The sequence below is a fragment of the Janthinobacterium sp. FW305-129 genome, from assembly GCF_020858115.1.
In the GTDB taxonomy this organism is placed as follows: domain Bacteria; phylum Pseudomonadota; class Gammaproteobacteria; order Burkholderiales; family Burkholderiaceae_D; genus Janthinobacterium.
Map to the genome: position 1 here is coordinate 1 of NZ_JACYMM010000020.1, position 17,698 is coordinate 17,698.

General features: G+C 61.3%; 5 protein-coding genes. 2 read left to right on the forward strand and 3 right to left on the reverse strand.

Features of this window, described 5'->3' with window-relative positions:
* Nucleotides 1-15 precede the first annotated feature (15 nt).
* Entirely contained in the window at nt 16-10,959 is a 10,944-nt protein-coding gene (locus tag IGS61_RS26790) for a hemagglutinin repeat-containing protein (protein ID WP_230542358.1), read from the forward strand.
* Between the two features lie 237 nt (nt 10,960-11,196).
* Nucleotides 11,197-11,934: a pYEATS domain-containing protein gene (locus tag IGS61_RS26795; protein WP_230542359.1), complete on the forward strand. Its 738-nt coding sequence runs from the start codon at nt 11,197-11,199 to the stop codon at nt 11,932-11,934.
* Between the two features lie 707 nt (nt 11,935-12,641).
* Here IGS61_RS26795 and IGS61_RS26800 read toward each other — a convergent pair.
* From IGS61_RS26800 to icmH, 3 genes are read right to left on the reverse strand one after another with little or no spacing between them, the layout of a single operon-like run.
* The gene (locus tag IGS61_RS26800; protein WP_230542360.1) at nt 12,642-13,079 is read right to left on the reverse strand and encodes a hypothetical protein; all 438 of its coding nucleotides are present in this window, start codon (nt 13,077-13,079) and stop codon (nt 12,642-12,644) included.
* Between the two features lie 50 nt (nt 13,080-13,129).
* Entirely contained in the window at nt 13,130-16,879 is a 3,750-nt protein-coding gene (gene tssI / locus IGS61_RS26805) for a type VI secretion system Vgr family protein (protein ID WP_230542361.1), read from the reverse strand.
* A 35-nt stretch (nt 16,880-16,914) separates the two neighbouring features.
* On the reverse strand, nt 16,915-17,694 hold the full coding sequence (gene icmH, locus IGS61_RS26810) for a type IVB secretion system protein IcmH/DotU (protein WP_230542362.1): 780 nt from the start codon (nt 17,692-17,694) through the stop codon (nt 16,915-16,917).
* Between the last annotated feature and the right edge of the window lie 4 nt (nt 17,695-17,698).

Sequence of the window (17,698 nt, forward strand, 5' to 3'; positions counted from 1 at the left end):
GCGACACTGACCAGCTTGAACAACGCGGGCAGCCTGTACGCTGCTGGCAATCAGACCTTGAACGCCAGCGGCGCCATTGTGAACACGGGCGTCATCGCGGCGCAAGGCAACAACAGCATCACGGCGAAGACCCTCGACAATAGCGCAAGCAGCCTGATTGCTGCAGGCATGCAGGCCGATGGCAAGCTGGGCACGGCTGGCGACTTGACCATCAACACCGCGCAAACGCTGGCCGCGCACGGCCAGAATCTGGCGGCGGGCAAGGCGACCCTGACAGGTGCCAGCATCGACATCGGCGGCAGCCAGACCAGCGCCGCCAATATCGGCCTGACGGCAACTCAGGGCGATGTCAGCACGCATCAAGCCGTGGTCAGCACGCCTGGTGCCTTGACGATCCATGCGCAAGACACCTTGCGCAATACGGAAGGGCAACTCAGTGCCGGCCAACTCGACCTGCACGTGGGCAATCTCGACAACGCCAAGGGTACCGTGATCCAGACGGGCACGGGAGACACCGTCATCCAGACGGGCAAGCTGGACAATAGCGCCGGGCGCATCGCCGTCAATAGTAATAATTTGACCCTGGGCGCGGCCAGCTTGACGAATGCGGGCGGCAAGATCGAGCATGCGGGTGCAGGTACCCTGGCCATCACGGCGGCCACCTTGCAGGGCGCGGGCGGCAGCATCATCGGCAACGGCGCCGTCGATCTGAAGGCCGGTCTGTTCAACCACGCCAACGCCACCACCACGGGCCGGTCCCTGAATGTCCAGGCAGACAGCCTGAGCAACCGGGGCGGCCATCTGCTGCAGACGGGCGCGGGCGGCATGACGGTAGCCGTCACCGGCCAGCTCGATAATACGAGTGGGGAAATCTCCGGCAACGGCACCTTGTCGGTGCAGACCGGCAATCTGGACAACAGCAAGGGCAAGATCACCTCGGCCACGTCCGCCGACATCGTCAGCACTGGCGTACTCGTCAATGCCGATGGCGTGATCGCGGCGGCGACCGATTTGCACCTGGGTGGCGCCATCGACAATACGCGTGGCTTGCTGCAGGCGGGGACCGGCGTCTTGAGCCTGGACGCGGCCAGCTTGCGCAATGCGCAGGGAACGCTGAGCGCGGGCACGGATATCACGGCCAAGGTCAGCGGCGACGTACTCAACGCTGGCGTGCTGTATGCGGGACGCAACCAGAGCCTGGATATCGGCGGCTTGCTCAGCAATACAGGCTCGCTGGCCGCCCTGGGCAATACGACGATCACGGCGGGTAGTCTGGACGGCAACGGCTTGCTGGCAGCGGGCATGCGCGTCGATGGCAGCTTTGCCTCGGCTGGCGATCTGACGGTGAAAACGAGCGGCGCCTTGCAGGCTGGCGGCCAGAACATGGCGGCCGGCCAGTTGCAACTGACGGGTGCGTCTGTTGACGTGGGCGGCAGCCAGACCAGCGCGGCGAATATCGGCTTGACGGCATTGACGGGCAATGTGACGACCAGCAGGGCGGTCGTGTCGACCAATGGCCTGTTGAATATTACGGCGAGTGCCGCCAACGGGCAGGCACTGGTCAACCAGGGCGGCAGTCTGAGCGCGGGGCAACTGGCCTTGCGCGTAGGCAATCTGGACAACACCAAGGGCACCGTGATCCAGACGGGCACGGGCGACACCGTCATCGAGACGGGCAAGCTGGACAATACGGGCGGGCGCATCGCCGTCAACAGCGCCAATCTGCGCCTGCAGGCGGGCGACCTGACGAATACGGATGGCAAGATCGAACATGCAGGCAAGGGTGTGCTGGACATCCGCGCCACGAATCTGTATGGCCAGCGGGGCCAGCTGACGGGCAATGGCGCGCTGCAGGTGGCGGCCAATTACATCGATCACCGCAACGCCAGCCTGCTGGCGCAGCAGGTGAGCGTCTCTGCTGGCATCCTCGACAATCGCCAGGGGCAGATCACGCAGCTGGGCACGAGTGCGGCAACAGTGCTGGCCAGCACGCGCCTGGACAATAGCGGCGGCAAAATCGAAGCGAATGGCAATGTGCGCGTGGAAACGGGTGAGTTGCTCAACGATCATGGTCGTATTGCGTCTGCGCAAGATGTCAATGTGGCAGCGACGGGCAAGCTGGACAATGCCAGCGGCGTGATCATTGCCGGGCGCGACCTGACGCTGGCCGGCGGCAAGGTGGACAATACGCTGGGACAATTGCAGGCAGCGGGCGGCAATGCGCAATTGACCATGGACGAGCTGCTCAATGAGCAGGGCAGCATCGTTGCCAGCGGTAATCTGACGACCACGGCGGGCAGCGTGCGCAACAGCGGCAGCCTGTTTGCCGGCGCAGAACAGGTGCTCACCGTGACGGGCGCGCTGGAGAATGCCGGCGTTATCCTGGCTCAGGGCAACAACACGATCAGCGCGAAGAGTATCGACAGCGGTGCGGCCAGCCTGGTCGGCGCGGGCGTGAAAGCCGATGGCAGTTTGCAAACGAGCGGCAACTTGCAAATTACGGCACAGCAGGCATTGGGTGCGCATGGGCAAGTGTTGGCGGCAGGCAATGCCGTCCTGAGCGGCGGCAGCGTCGACCTTGGCGGCAGCCGCAGCAGCGCCGACAATATCAGCCTGACGGCCAGCGCAGGCGACGTCAGCACCAGCGGCGCCGTGGTCACCACGCCGGGCGCCTTGACGATCAAGGCCGGTGCGAATAGCCAGACCTGGAACAACCAGCGCGGCGATATCAGCGCCGGCCAACTGGCCGTCGGCGTGGGCAACCTCAATAACCAGCACGGCAGCATCGTGCAGACCGGTGTCGGCAATACCGCCATCGAGCTGACATCGCCAGCAGGCACGCTGGACAACACGGGCGGCCGCATCGCCGTCAACAGCGCCAATTTGACCCTGAAGGCAGCCACCCTGACGAATACGGATGGCAAGATCGAACACGCGGGCAGCGGTACCTTGAGCCTGCAAGCCACGCAGTTGAACGACCAGCGTGGCCAGATCACGGGCAATGGCGCCCTGGTCGTCACAGCCGATGTCATCGACCACCGCAACGCCAGCACCATCGCGCAGCAAATCAGCATAACGGCCGCGACCCTGGACAATGGAGGCGGTAACCTGACGCAGCTCGGTAAAGGTGATACCAGCATTCAATTGAGTGGTGGCCTGGATAACCGCGGCGGCACCATCGCCAGCAATGGCAATACCAGCATCGTCGCGCCGAGCCTCAACAACCAGGGCGGCAAGCTGCAGGCGGCGGGTACATCCAACCTGACGGTGACGGCGAACAATGTACTCGACAACAGCCTTGGCGGCGCCATCGCTGGCGGCGGCAATGTGGTGCTGGGCGCAGGCAGCCTGCTGAACCAGGGTGGCAGCGCCACGGCGGGCGGGCAGCTGACGGCGAACGTGGCGCAGGCCTTGAACAATGCGGGCGGCTTGCTGGCCGCCACGGGCAATATGAACGTAAACGCGGCCAGCGTCGACAACAGCGCCGGCGGCAAGCTGGCCTCGGTGCAAGGCCTGTTGACGGTCACCTCCACGGGCGCCACCGTCAACGACGGCGGCACCCTGCAGTCTGGCGGCGACATCATTTTGCGTAATGGTGGTCTGTCGAACGGGCAAGGCACCATTGCCGGCGCGAACGTCACGCTCGACACGCATGGCCAGGTCTTCAACAACAACCAGGGCACTTTGGCGGGCACGGGAAGCGTCAACTTGCAGACGGGTATTCTGGACAACGATGGCGGCTTGCTGCAGTCGGGCGGCGCCATGACCATCGATACGCACGGCAACGCCTTGCTCAACACCAATGCGGGCGCGTATGCGGTGCGCCATCCCGGCAGCGCCGGCGGCATCAGCAGTGGTGCCGGATTGACCCTGCAAACGGGCAGCTGGAACAATGCGGGTGGCTACCTGGGCGCTGCCGGCAACATCACGGGCAGCGTGGGCCAGCTGGACAATCGCGGCGGCCAGGTCGTCGGCAAGTCGGCGCTGGATTTGACCCTGAGTGGCTTGCAGAACCAGGGCGGACAAATCCAGGTGCTGGGCAATATCGGCTTGAACGCCGGTGGCGGCAGCGTCAACAATCAGCAAGGCTTGATCCGTTCCGGCGCTGCCGTCACGCTGACGGGCGGCGCAATCGACAATGCCAGCACCCTGGGCGCGAACCAGGGCATCGAAGGCGTGCAGGTGACCTTGAACAGCGCCAATGTCAGCAATGTGCAGGGAGCGGTGCGCGCCGATGGCAACCTGGCGATTAACAGCGCACGCAGCGTCAACAATACCTTGGGCATGCTCAGCGCCGGTGGCGCGCTGGCGCTGCAGGACACCGGACTCGGCCGTGGATTGGCCGTGACCAACTCGGGTGGCACCATCATCGGCGGTGTGCGCACCGACATCCGCGCGGGCAGCCTGAGCGGTGACGGCAAGGTGCTGTCACAGAAAGATCTGGCGCTGGACCTGGCCGGCAACTTTACGCTGAACTCGGGCGCCGAGATCATGGCCAACGGTAACGCCGATATTGCCATCGGCGGGCAGCTGGTGAACGCGGGCAAGATCCAGGCGCTCAGCAAACTGACCCTGGGTGCCGCCAATTTCGACAACGCTGCTACCGGCGACATCAATGCGGGCACGACGCGCGTCAATGTCGGCGGCGTGCTGAACAACCGGGGCGTGATCGATGGCATCTACACGCAACTGAACGTCGGCACGCTGAACAACATGGGTACGGGCCGCATCTATGGCGACTATCTGAGCATCGGCGGCGGCACCGTCAACAATGACGTGGAAGGCGGCATGGCGGCCACCATCGCGGCGCGCACCCGCCTCGATATCGGCGTCACGACACTCAATAACCGCGAACACGGCCTGATCTTCAGCGGCGGCGACATGGCCATCGGCGGTTACCTGGACGGCAACCGCATCGCCACGGGCTGGGCGGTATCGGTGACGAATGCCAGTGCGACGATCGAGGCGTTGGGGAATCTGGATATGGGGGCGAGTCAGTTCCGAAATTTAAATACGCATTTCAGGATCGAGACGCTCGATAGCGGGACTGTAAGCGTCAGAGAGTATGGGAGCCTGCCTTCCGGAGGAGACCAGCGCTTTCGTAGCGAAGGCGGTAATGTTGTTGATGCTAAGGGGATAGTACAAAAAGAGTACGTCATCTACAGACTGACCCGTACCTCACGTACGGAGACCGTGGTGGATACCGATCCGGCGAAGCTGGTGGCTGGAGGCAACGTGACGATACGGTCCAGCGATGCGCGCAACGAGCAAAGCCATGTCATTGCGGGTGGGAGACTGTTCATGGAGGGGGCTGCGCTCGTTAATCCGCAAGTTGATCTACATACCTATTCGAAGGAGACGGGAACGTCCGAGAATGTATTGTATTTGCCATCGAGCGCCTGGGGCGGTTATGTTCAAAAACCGATGGGAGAAAGTCCCTTGACTCCGGTCGAGCATAGCTCGGTGAATCCTGTAACACAGATTTATCAGAAAACCACCTATACCTCGCCATCATCGACAGGCGTGAGCGGTGTCAACGGCGGCACCAGCGCTGCGGGTGCCGCCAATGCCAATGTGGCCTTGACGACCGTGAACAAGACCTCGGGAGCCATTGCCGGCGTCAATGCTGCTGCAGGCAGCGGTGCCGCGGCAGCCAGCGGCACGGGGGCATTGAGCGGCGCCAGCGGGACGGGTAATGTGGGGCAGGCGGGCAATGTCGGCGCGCTCAGCGGTTCGGCCGTCGCCGGCGCCACGGGTGCGGGCGGACAGACGGCGACGTCGGGCATCGACACTGGCCGTGCCACGGTGGGAGTCGACAGCAGGAGCGCGGACGCCGTTGACGCGCAAGGCACGCAAGATCGCAGTGGTCGGATTGGCAACGCGGGGAAAACAACTGACCATGGCGCGGTGCAGGGCGGTTCCGCTGGCGCGGCCACAGGAAGCGGCGCCGCCAGCACGGTCGATTCGGCCTTGCTGGCGCGTGACGCGCAGGGTGGTCCCGGCGCGGTCGGCGGGGGCAGCGGCTTGCAAGGTAGCGGGCGTCTCGGCAACGCTGGCCAGTCGGCCGGGCATGGGGGCGTACAGGGCGGCTCTGTTGCTACCGTTGACGGTGCCGCCGGGGCTGGCACGGTCGATCCCGCCTTGCTGGCAGGTGGGACGCAAGGTGGACCCGATGCGGTAGGTGGGGCAAGCGGCTTGCAAGGTAGTGGACGCCTTGGCAACGCTGGCCAGGCAGCAGGCCATGGCAGTGTGCAAGATGGCGGTGTTGCTGCCGTCGGCGCAGTGGCTGGTGCTGGCAAGGTCGATGCGGGCTTGCTTGCTAAAAATACGCAAGGTGGTCCTGCCGCCGTGGGCGACAACAGCGGCTTGCAGGGGAGCGAGCGTGCCGGCAATGCCGGTCAGGCGCTCGGCCTGGCAGGCGTCAAGCAGGAACTTGCGGCAGGCGCTACGGGGCCGGGCAAGGCCACACAGTCCGGCATGGCCGCAGCGCGTGGCGCCACGGTGTCGAGCGCCACCGGCGGGGCAGCGCAGGTGGCCGGCGCCGGCGGCGCGTCCGCAGGACGCATGACGGTAATCGGTCAGGTGGCTTTGGCGAACCCTTCCGGCCGCGCGCAAGTCGTGCGTACGACATTGCCTTCCACGCAAATTCCGAATGCCAGCCTGTTCAGGACGAGTCCCGGACCTGCATCGCGCTTCCTCGTGGAAACGGATCCCCGTTTTGCCAATTACAAGGATTGGACGGGGTCGGATTACCTGACCAGTAAGGTCCAGCTCGATCCAACCGTGACGCAAAAGCGCCTCGGTGACGGTTTTTACGAGCAACGCCTGGTACGCGAGCAGATCGCGGAACTGACGGGGCAGCGTTTTACTGGCGACTATTCCAGCGATGATCAGCAGTATCGCGGGCTGATGGATGCCGGCGCCGCCTTTGCCCAGACCTGGGATTTGCGCCCTGGCCTGGCGCTGACGCCGGCACAGATGGCGGCGCTGACCAGCGATATCGTGTGGCTGGTGGAGCAGGACGTGACCTTGGCCGATGGTTCCACGCAAAAGGTGCTTGTGCCGCAAGTCTACGTACGCGTGCGCGAAGACGACCTTGATGGCGCAGGCAGTCTGTTGGCAGGCAAAGAGGTCGATATCCGCTTGTCGGGCGACCTGGTGAATGGCGGCACCATTGCCGGCCGTGAAGTCGTGTTGCTGAATGCGGAGAATGTCAGCAATCTGGGTGGCCGTGTTGGCGCCGATAACGTCGGCATCGCGGCGCGCAACGACTTGAATAATATCGGCGGTACCATTTCGGCCAATAACGCACTGCAGGCGAGCGCAGGACGCGACATTCATATTTCCACCAATACGCTGGAAGACGGGCGCTACCTGGGCCGCGTGGCGGGGCTGTACGTCAGCGGCGATGCCGCCAGTGGCAGCAGCCTGGTGCTGTCTGCGGGAAGGGATGTCAGTATCGCTGGAGGTATTGTCAGCAATACCGGGCAGGGCGGCGTCACGGCAATCTCTGCCGGGCGCGACCTGAGCGTCGAGACGGTGGTGGCCACCTCCGGTAGCGGCTTGTCGGCCAAGCGTATCGAGCAACAGGCAGGCGAAGTACACGGCGACAAAGTGGCGCTGATCGCCGGCAATGACATCAATAACCGCGGCAGCAGTGTTGTGGCCGAATCCCAGTTGTTGGCCAGTGCAGGCCGCGATATCAATGTGGTCAGCACCACCGTCAGCAACGCCAGCCAGAGATGGACAGGCAACACGTCGACCAGCACCACCATTGGCACGACGGCAGGCATGTACGTGACGGGGACGGACGAAGGCGCTGCCCTCGTCGTCCAGGCAGGGCGCGATGTGACGGTGACGGGCGGCGTCATCGCCAACGCCGGCGTGAATGGCCAGACCAGCGTGATTGCCGGCAATAACCTGACCCTCAATACCGTTACCGTGGCCTCTACGCAGAATGACATACGCAATGCTGACAATTACAGCAAACAGAGCAAAACCAGCGAAGTAGGCAGCCAGATCATGGGCGCCGGCAATGTCAATCTGCAGGCGGGCAATAACCTGACAGCGCGCGCGGCGGACGTGCAGGCGCAGGGAACGTTGGGCTTGGTGGCGGGCAATGACATCAGCCTGGTCAATGGTTTCCAGAACGAAGTGAGCGATATCGCCAGCAAATCGACGAAGAAGGGCTTCTGGAACAAGACCACGACGACCAAGCATGATGTGGTCGATACCACCACGGCAATCGGCACTTCGCTGGGCGGCAGCAGCGTGACGGTGCAGGCTGGGCATGATCTGCAAGTTACGGGTTCGAGCATCTTGAGCGACGATGCGACACGATTGCTCGCGGGTAACAACATCACGATCGATGCGGCCACCAATACCGTGTATGAACAGCATCACTTGAATACCAAGAAAACCGGATTTATGAGCAGTGGCGGCATTGGCTTCACCTATGGCACCAATAGCACGACCGTGGATCGGCAACGTGATGCTACGCTGCAGAGCGGTGACTCGCGCAGCATGATTGGTTCCACGGGGGGAGCGTTGACGATGGTTGCTGGCAACGGCGTCAAAATAAGTGGCAGCGATATTGCCGCCGCGACTGACCTCGATATCATCGGGAAAAGTGTCACCATTCAACCTGGGCAAGACAATGAGAAAGGCAAAGTTGTTACCAAGATCGTGCAGGATGGCTTTACCCTGGCTGTGGGTGGCAGCGTGGTCAGCGCCATTCAAACCGTGCAAGGCATGGGCGAGGCGATGGGCAAGACGAGCAACGGGCGGGTGCAGGCCATGGCTGCGGCCACGGCCGCCTTGGCCGCCAACAACGCCAAATCGCAAGGCCCGAGCGTGAGCATCAGCCTCACTTACGGTCATTCGGAAAGCGAACAGACGCAGACGACGGCCAGCACGACGCATAGCGGCAGCATATTGAGCGGCAAAAACATTAACATTACGGCAACGGGCGGCGGCAAGGATAGCAACATCAATATCCTCGGCAGCGAGCTTAATGCCAGCAATATCGTTCGACTGGGCGCAGATAATCAGGTCAACCTGCTGGCAGTGCAGGATACGGAAAGTCAGCACACCAAGAGTTCCAGCCTGAGTGTTTCGGCGGGTGTCTCGGCTAACATCAGCAAGAGCGGGCCGGCGTTTGGCCTGACCGGCAGTATCAGCGCCAGTCAGGGCAAGCAGGATGGCGAGGGCAGTACCCAGCTGAATACGCACGTCAATGCAGGCCAGTTGCTGGTGATTAATAGTGGAGGGGATACCACGATCAAGGGTGCGGTGGCGAATGCCGGCCAGGTGATTGCCAATATCCAGGGCAATCTGAATCTGGAAAGTTTGCAGGATACAGCCAAGTTCGACAGCAAGAACCAGAGTGTCAGCGTGAGCGGAACCTATGGCGCCGGTGCCAGCGTAAGTGCCAGTTTCAGCCAGAGCAAGATGCACAGCGATTATGCCAGCGTGCAGGAACAAAGCGGCATCAGGGCCGGCGCGGGCGGCTTCCAGATCGCGGTCGGCGGCAATACGGACTTGAAGGGCGCCATTATCAGCAGCAGCGCCGCGCCCGGCGCCAACAGCCTGAATACGGGGACGCTCACGCAGAGCGATATCAAGAACCACTCGGTGGCCGACGCCAGCAGCATGGGGCTGAGTGGCGGCTTCAGCTTTGCAGATCCGGACGCCAAGAAAGACAGGGAACAGGGCAACAAGGAGGGGAATGACAAAGTGGCTGGCGGCAAGGATATCGGCAAGGGGAAAGGCCCGGGCGGCACCGACTTGATCAACGCGGGCAGCGGGCCGAATGCCACCGATAATCTGTACGAGGGCAGCAAGCTGGTGGCGAAAAACCTGCTCAATAACAGTTCCGATTCCTCTTCCTCGAACGGACTCACGCGCAGCACGATCAGCAATGGCGTGCTGACGATACGCGACAATGCGCAGCAGCAGGCGCTGACGGGGAAAGATGGCGCTGCCGCCATCGCGGCACTGAACCGCGATACGGGCGTGGCGCACACGGCGGCGGAAAAACAGAATGTCCAGGAATTGGCGAAAAATGCCGAGATCGTTCAAGGCTTCAAGAACGCCATGTATGGCGAGGCCACCTACTACACCGATCAAACCTTTATTGCGGCCAATACGCCAAGCAAGTTCTACAAGCTGAGCTGTCCAGGCGACCGCAATGCCTGCATCAAGGAACCCGGTTTGCTCGTGAAGGAAGAGATCACCAAGGAGGAGGCCATCGCCATGAAAGGGGTACTGGCCGTGAATGGCATTCGCAATGGCATGGACCGTGCCGCGGAACTGGCCTACCAGAACGTGCTTCTCGATGCCGAGAATAAAAAACCGGATGTTATTGTCCTGATGCATATCGAGCAGACGAAAGACGGCTTCGCAGATGTGCTCCTGGCTGGCTATGAAAAATTGCTGGCGCCGGTATTGGGCTATTCGGCTGGCGACAAGGAACTGGCGCAGGTACTGATGGGGCGCCAGGATACGGAAAATCTGCTGTTGGCGCATAGCCGCGGCGCGATCGTTGCCAGGAATGGCCTGGATATCGCGGCGAGCAACGGCTTTGTCAACCCGAACCTGACGCTGCAGGCCTTCGGTCCAGGCATTTCGAACACGGATCTGTATTCCTCGTTCGGCAAGGTGAACACCCAAACGTCGTCGGACAAGGAGCTGTACCGCTATACGTACATGAAAAATGATCCGATTCCTGTCCTGACGACCATGAATCCTGGCAATATCATCGCTTCCATATTCGAGTTTATCAATGTGTATAAAACCTCATATAGCGCGCATAGCTGCTATGGCACGGGCGCGAAAGGCTGTGTCACGGTTAGCAATCCGGCGCCAGGTTACGACTTTTCTGAGAAACAGGATCCGAACAATATCGTTACCTTTATCAATGGCAAACTGGTGAAAAAAGAGGAAAGCAAAACGCAGTAGAGGCGCGCCTTGGTTTGCTGGCTCTGGCCGGGGTCAGGTCCGCCATTTGTCTAGGGGCGGGGTCAACCTGACCCCGTTCCCATGCTGGTATTTTGATCGTGCTCAAAGCTTCGGATGTGGCGTTCTACCGACTGTATTCTAAGATGATAAGTTGGCGGGTAAGGGAAATGGTCAACGCGTGTCGTCCGCCTGCCTGATATCAAGTACTGCATACGATATGCCGACTGGAAGAGGGACATGGAGGGTAATGATGCCAAGGTTCAGTTGGAGCGTGAGCGGTTCGAATATGAGAAGCTCAGAAATCAAAATGAATTGAAGTCTACCGTACGCCGGCTGAGTTTGGGGCTGGGCATTGCCGGGGCTATAGTAAGCCTTATTACGGGATCAGTTCAATTTTGGATAGGTAACGATCGGGCCGAAAAAGAAGGGGTTTTTTCTTTGGGTAAAGTATTGCTTGAGCATGGGCCAAAAATCTATTCAACCAATCCAGCGGAACGAACTTTTGTGATTGAGGTCATAAAAATGACTTCCCCGAATAGAAAGGTAACAGATACGATTTTTGCAAAATTTGCTTCGGCTACTAAGGATGTGGAGATTCAGGAGCAGCTTCGAGCTGCGCAGACGATCATTTCGTCGAATACGCAACACCTTGTCGCAAATACTCCTATGCCGATTGGGGAGGCGAGAAAAAATAGTTCATCCATACACTTTTCCGTACTGGCTAATGAAAGACGCAGCGGAGGTTATCTGTTTACAATTGCTCCGCATGACTCCTTGGCTGAAATAAGCTCCGTCATCTATAAGGTTAATCATCCTAGTTTTAAGCAGAAAGTTTATGAGGGTGATAAAAATTCAGGCTTTTCCATGCAATATGCAGGATGGGGGGCAGTGGACGATGCCACTGCCACCATCACTTTGAAGTCAGGCGCCGTCCAGGTTTCTAATATCGATATGATAAGCGAACTCGGTTGGTAGCTGCGTGCGCTGACTTTTGCGGCGAGGGGTATGCGCCATACGTGGGAGCCGGAGTCAGATCCGCCATTAGTACACGATCTCAGCCTTGGCCGTTTCGATCTGCAGCAAGTTGCGCTTTATTAAATGCTGATATGGCCCGACTCACTGCCCTGCTCGAGACGTGAAAAGCGACGGCGATATGGGCCATGGTAAAAGCGGTTGAGAGATAAGCGCGTGCCATTGCCTCGTCTCTGTTGCTATAGAGGGCTTGATATTGCGCTAGTGTCAGCGTGACAGCGCTGTGCTGCTGTCTTGACGTATCCTCGAATGCATCGGCAGGCTGCATCGCTCAGAAAAAAACTGGCGACAGCTGCGAGTGGGCCGACGTGCCTCTACCGACACCCTCGGGATAAATCGATAATGATGGAGATATCTAGTGAGGGTATTTTTGAGGGTCTCGGCAACTGAGTAACGTGAAAAGCTCTGAAAAATCAAATGTTTAGATTTATTGTTGGCAATCGAGTGGGATAATCTCCCGTCCGGCACCGTAAGGTAATACCGGGTCAATGTAACAGCTAATCCCCTGATTTTTCAGGGGATTTTTTATGCGGGGCCGGACAACTGTAGCGGCCGGCCAGCAAGTGATCGCACAGCGCGATCGTTTCCGTGGCGACGGCAGTTGCTGGTCGACGCGTATGCTCTACAGCACCATCCGCGCCAGCATGGTCTTAGTCATCTTTTTCAACGATGCGGATCTTCGCGCCGCCCTGGTAGTCCTGCAGTTCCGCTTCGCCATCGATGCGTATGTTACCCTTCAATATCACCTCCACGCTGATATCGACTTTTTTGATGCGAAACGTTTCAATGTCGGTAGGATGTACATCGATTTCCATGGAAATCGAGGCGCCTGGCGCAATCGTGGTGAATTGTGTTTTCAGCGCCGGATTGGCCAGGCCGCGGCGGGCGTAGGTGACGGCGCCCGTATCGGTATCGATGAATTTGACGATCGGACCCGACTTGCGCAGGTAGTCGAGCGGAAAGCCGATATCGCGGTTGCCATCGTTACGGATGGTGACCAGTATGTCGATCGGCTTGCGTTGATAGACGCAGCCAGCGTTGCCCAGGCATTGCAGGGAAATGGAGAGGGGCGCGTGAGTGCTCGTCATGGTATTGGCTTTCAATGGTAGTGCCATCAGCATGGCATAAATAAGCAGTGTCAGACAATATCGCATCGTATTTTCCTGCCGATTTTTTTGCTCAGCAATTCCTGCGCTTCAATCGCGATATTCCAGCCGTGGCGTTTCAATATCAGTGCGCCTTCTGCATACGACATGATCGATTGCGTCAGGTCTTCCGGTGAGGTGCCGTTGACGTGGCAAACGATGGGCGCGTCGAGTGTGCCGTCCGGCTTGAAATAGCGTACAGTTTCTTCGAACTCCGTGTACGAGTATTCGTCGGGCATGCCGACGCAATGCCCGAATTCATGCGCATACGTGGTCAGTGCCGTTGCCAGCGACACGTTCATGACGTCGCCGGTGACGTTTTCGCGGTCATAGCGCTTGTGGATCTGCAGCGTGTAGTGCTGCTGATCGTCGACCCAGAGGACGCGGAAAACCACGGGCAACACTTTTTGCCCGCATTGCGGATCATTGATTTCAAGCCGAAACTTGTTGTTCCAGTTGCCTTCGATGCCGGCCGTCGCGTTTTTCTGTGCCAGCGCCACGACGTTGGCGCGCTGCTTCACGCGCAGCGCCGCCGATTCGGTGCCCTTGTCGCTCTCTTCCAGCGCCTGGCCTGCGGCGTCCAGTACCGGGATGGCCTTGAAACGCACTTCCACCACCACCGGACCGTCCGATTTTGCCGGTATGTACAGCTTGAACCAGATCTTGTCCCTGTATTTGTGTGGCGTGCCGTCGTGCTGGTAAGGCTGCGCATAGCGGCCATACGAGGGGCCGGCGATTTCCTTTTCGTAGTCCTCGATCCAGCAGGCCGGCAGCTTGACCAGTACTTCCTTGCGGCGCTTGTTGTCCACCGGCGTGGTGCTGGAGTCGCCTGCCGGCTTGTATTTTGGTTCCGGCGGGGTGTTTGCCTTGGCCGCCGGCTGTCCTGGCGAACCTGGTACCGGCGCCGGCGCTGAAGAGGGGGCGGGTGCCGATGCCGAACCCTGACCGCCCATCGTTTTCAGCAGCTCGATCACCAGCGCCTCGGCGGCGGCCGCTGCAATCACATGCGTCAAGCCCTTTTCGTCGGTCATGCCACTCTCATAGCTGCCATCTTCGCGCTTGATGCGGTAGGGCTGGCGCGGCATCGGTTCCCCCGTGTCGCGGTCGCGCAGCACAAAGCCTTCGTCGAACAGCTTGATGCGCGTATCGGGCAGTGCCGACAGCATGCCGGCCGCGCTGGCGCCGCCGTTGAAGACATGCTGGCCGCCCTTGACCGTGAAGTTGCCAGGACACTTAAACGTGATATTGCCGCCCTCTAAGGTGATCGACGATTGCCCGGCCTGCAGCGTGATCTTCTGGTTGGCCTTGATGTCGATGACGTCGTTGACCGAGATCACGGTAATGGCCTTGTCGGCCAGGATTTCCAGTTGCCCCGTATGCGCCTGCAGCGATACCGGGCCGTTGGCGGCGATCGCCTGGATGCCGCCGGTGTGGGTAAACAGGGCGCTGGCGCTGGCCGACACGGACGACCAGGTGTGGCCGGCCGTCATGTGCAGGTCCGATTGCGTGGTCCATTGCAGCTGCTGCGCGGCAAACAATACGGTCGAGCCGGGCGTGGCCCAGTTGATGCTGGCCGGCGCCTCCATCAGAACCAGGGGCTGGCCGAATTTTTCCACCGGCTGGTCGGTAGCCAGCTTGCGCTCGCCTGCGCTGGCCTTCAGCGCTTCCTGCCCGCCCACGCTGGCCCGGTATCGACCATCCTGCTGGGGATCGATCTGCTTGATCAGGTCCAGCTGGGCCTGTTTCGCTTCCTGGCTGAACAGGGCGGTTTGCTGTTGCGCGGCTTCGGCCAACGACTTGTTCAGTTCGGCTGCGCCTTTCAGCTGGCCCAGCGCTTCCGCAGTGTCGAGCTGGGTAGAAGCTACGCCCGCCCCCGCCTGTGCGCGGGTGGTGGTGGAAATGAGCACGCCTTCGCCGCCGCGCAGCACGGCCCAGGCGTCAGTACGCAGTTCGAAGCCGCTGCCGCGGTAGCTGCCGCGCTGGGCCGTGCCCACGCCTTGCTGTATCAGGTAACCGAGGTTCAGCTGCGTGGCGGCGCTGCTCGTCGCCAGGCGGGTGCGCAACTGGCCCGGTGTGTCGTCGATTACCCACTGGTTATGGCCGCCGCCATCGAAATTGTGGCTGTGGATGCCGGAAATGACGCCGGCATGGTTGACGTCCGAATCGACGCCGGCTGCGTAAGGCGGCGTGTCGCTGCCTGTGTAGAGCTGGGCCACCACCAGCGGGCGGTCCATGTCGCCTTCGATGAAATCGACCAGGACTTCGGTGCCGATGCGCGGCGTAAACTGCGAGCCCCAGTTCGGGCCGGCCAGCGCTTCGGCCACGCGCACCCAGGTGCCTGACGCTTCGTTGCCGGGCGCGTTGCCCTGTTGATCCGTGTTGTGCGCCATACCGCCCGGATTGGCGGCGCTGCCCCGTTGCCAGGCGAACTGGATGCGTACCTGATGGTCGCGTCCGGTGGTGGCCACGCTGTCGGGCAGGCCGACCACCAGTGCCGTTTGCGGCCCCAGCGCGCTGCTGGCCTGGCGCGCGGCGGTGGCGCGCGGCACGATGGCCACGCTGGTGCGCACGCAGCCGAAGGTGTTGCGGTAGGTGCCGGCCTCAAGCTGCCCATCGAGTAAGCTGGCAACGTCACCCAGGCTGGCTATTGTCGACAGTTTCGACAGCACCGCCGTCAGCGCGCCGCCGGCCGGCCCCAGGTTGTTGCGTGCCTGGTGCTCGACCCACAATACGGTGAACTGGTTGGCGCCATCGGCATACTGTTCGTGCTGCAGCAGATCGAAGGCGTGGCCGGCCGCCATGCGCCGCACCGCGCCGGCGCCCGTGAATTGCTTGTTCTCCAGTTCCAGCGCCTGCAGCATGCGCAGGCCGCGCGGATCGGCCGCCGTGCTGTCGGCATGGCGCCGTTCGCCGGCGCCGTCGTACAGCGGCAGGGGCGGCAGTTCGCCCGCCTGCAGGCTCGAGCTGTGTTCGGCGGCCGGCGCCGCCAGCTGCTGCGGGTCCCAGCTGCTGATGCTGACCGCATTGGGCCGCACCTGGCGCCGCGCGCTGAAGCTGTCGATGGCGTCATCGGTATCGCTGGCGCGCACACCGTGAAAGCGCAGACCGGACACGCCCGGCGTCGCTGGCGCGACGGCCTTGCTGTCGAAAATTACCAGCTTGTGCTTGGCCTGCTGCGCGTCCTGCCGCGCCGCGCCATCCTGCTCGTGCTCGAAGCGCCAGCTCAGGCCTTCGAAGGCGAGCACGCGGGCCAGGAAGGCCAGGTCGCTTTCGCGGTATTGCGTCCAGACCGGACGCGGCGCCAGTTCCTGGCTGACATCGAATTCGAAGCGGACCTGCGGATAGTCGCCGAGCAGTTCCGTAATGAGGTCGCGCGCGTTCTTGTCCTGGAAAATATAGCTGTCGCGGCGTAAGCCCAGCAAGGCCAGGGCAGGTTCCAGGCGCAGCCGGTAGCGCGCCACGCCGCCGTCGGCGCCGGCAAAGGCGCAGTCCGTGCACAAGCCGTGCCAGGCACGCCAGCTGCCATCGGGCTGCAGCAGCTTGAGCGTGATTTCTTCGCCGAGAAAGCTGGCCAGGTCCAGGCCAGCTGCCGTGCTCAAGGCATCAACTTCGAAGCGGAACAGCTCATTGACCGCCTCGCGGCCCGTCACCTGCTCGGCCATCAGCGATTCGGGCAAGTTCGATGCCTGCGCCGTGGCCAATGTGATCAGCCGCGCATGCTGCGACAGGCCGGTGCCGAACATGCCCTGGGCAGTTTCTGTCGTCGCCAGGCCGCTCATTACGGCAACGTGATGGTCAGGTTGGCCGTGCGTGGCGCCAGCTTGACGATATCGCTGTAGGCGTTCATCTGCTTTTCGGTATTTTTGGCCAGCATGGTGCGCAGGCCCAAATAACCCAGTGCGCAGATCAGCGCGAATACCGAGCACAGTACCCACAGCGGCACATCGTTGCGCAACTTGTGCGCAATCTGGTCGGGGCGTTCCGCATGTGGGGCGAAGCCGGCTTTCCTGCCTTTCATCTGGGCGATTTCGTCACCCACGCGTGCCGTCAGGTAGGCCAGTTTTTCCGAGCCTTCCAGGATGTACCTCCCCTGAAAGCCGAGCAGCAAGCACATGTGGAACACTTCCAGCGCCTGCAGGTGGGCGCTGCCGCGCGCGCGCAGCGCTTCGAGCCGTATGAAGAAGTTCTCGCCGGCCAACTGGTCGCCGAACAGCACCAGCTGCAGCGGGCGGCGCGCCCAATCGTCGCGGATGGGATACGGCGAGCGCAGGATGATTTCGTCGACAGCCGCGCAAAATGCATACTTGGCGGCATCGATATCATCGGCCGAGGCACCATGTTTTCTCGCCGCGTGCCCAAACTCGTCGAGAAACTGCGTCATCTTTCTGATGAAGTCGGCATTGTCTTGCGGGCCGCTGCCATTTTTCAGCATGAACAGCGCGTAGAAGCCGTCGTACATCAGATCCGTCAGCGTGTGTTCGCTACCCGGGCCGGCCGGTACGCTCGATGCGTAAGCGGCGGAGCCGCCGGACATCAGGGAAGGGGCGTTTGCATTCATCGTT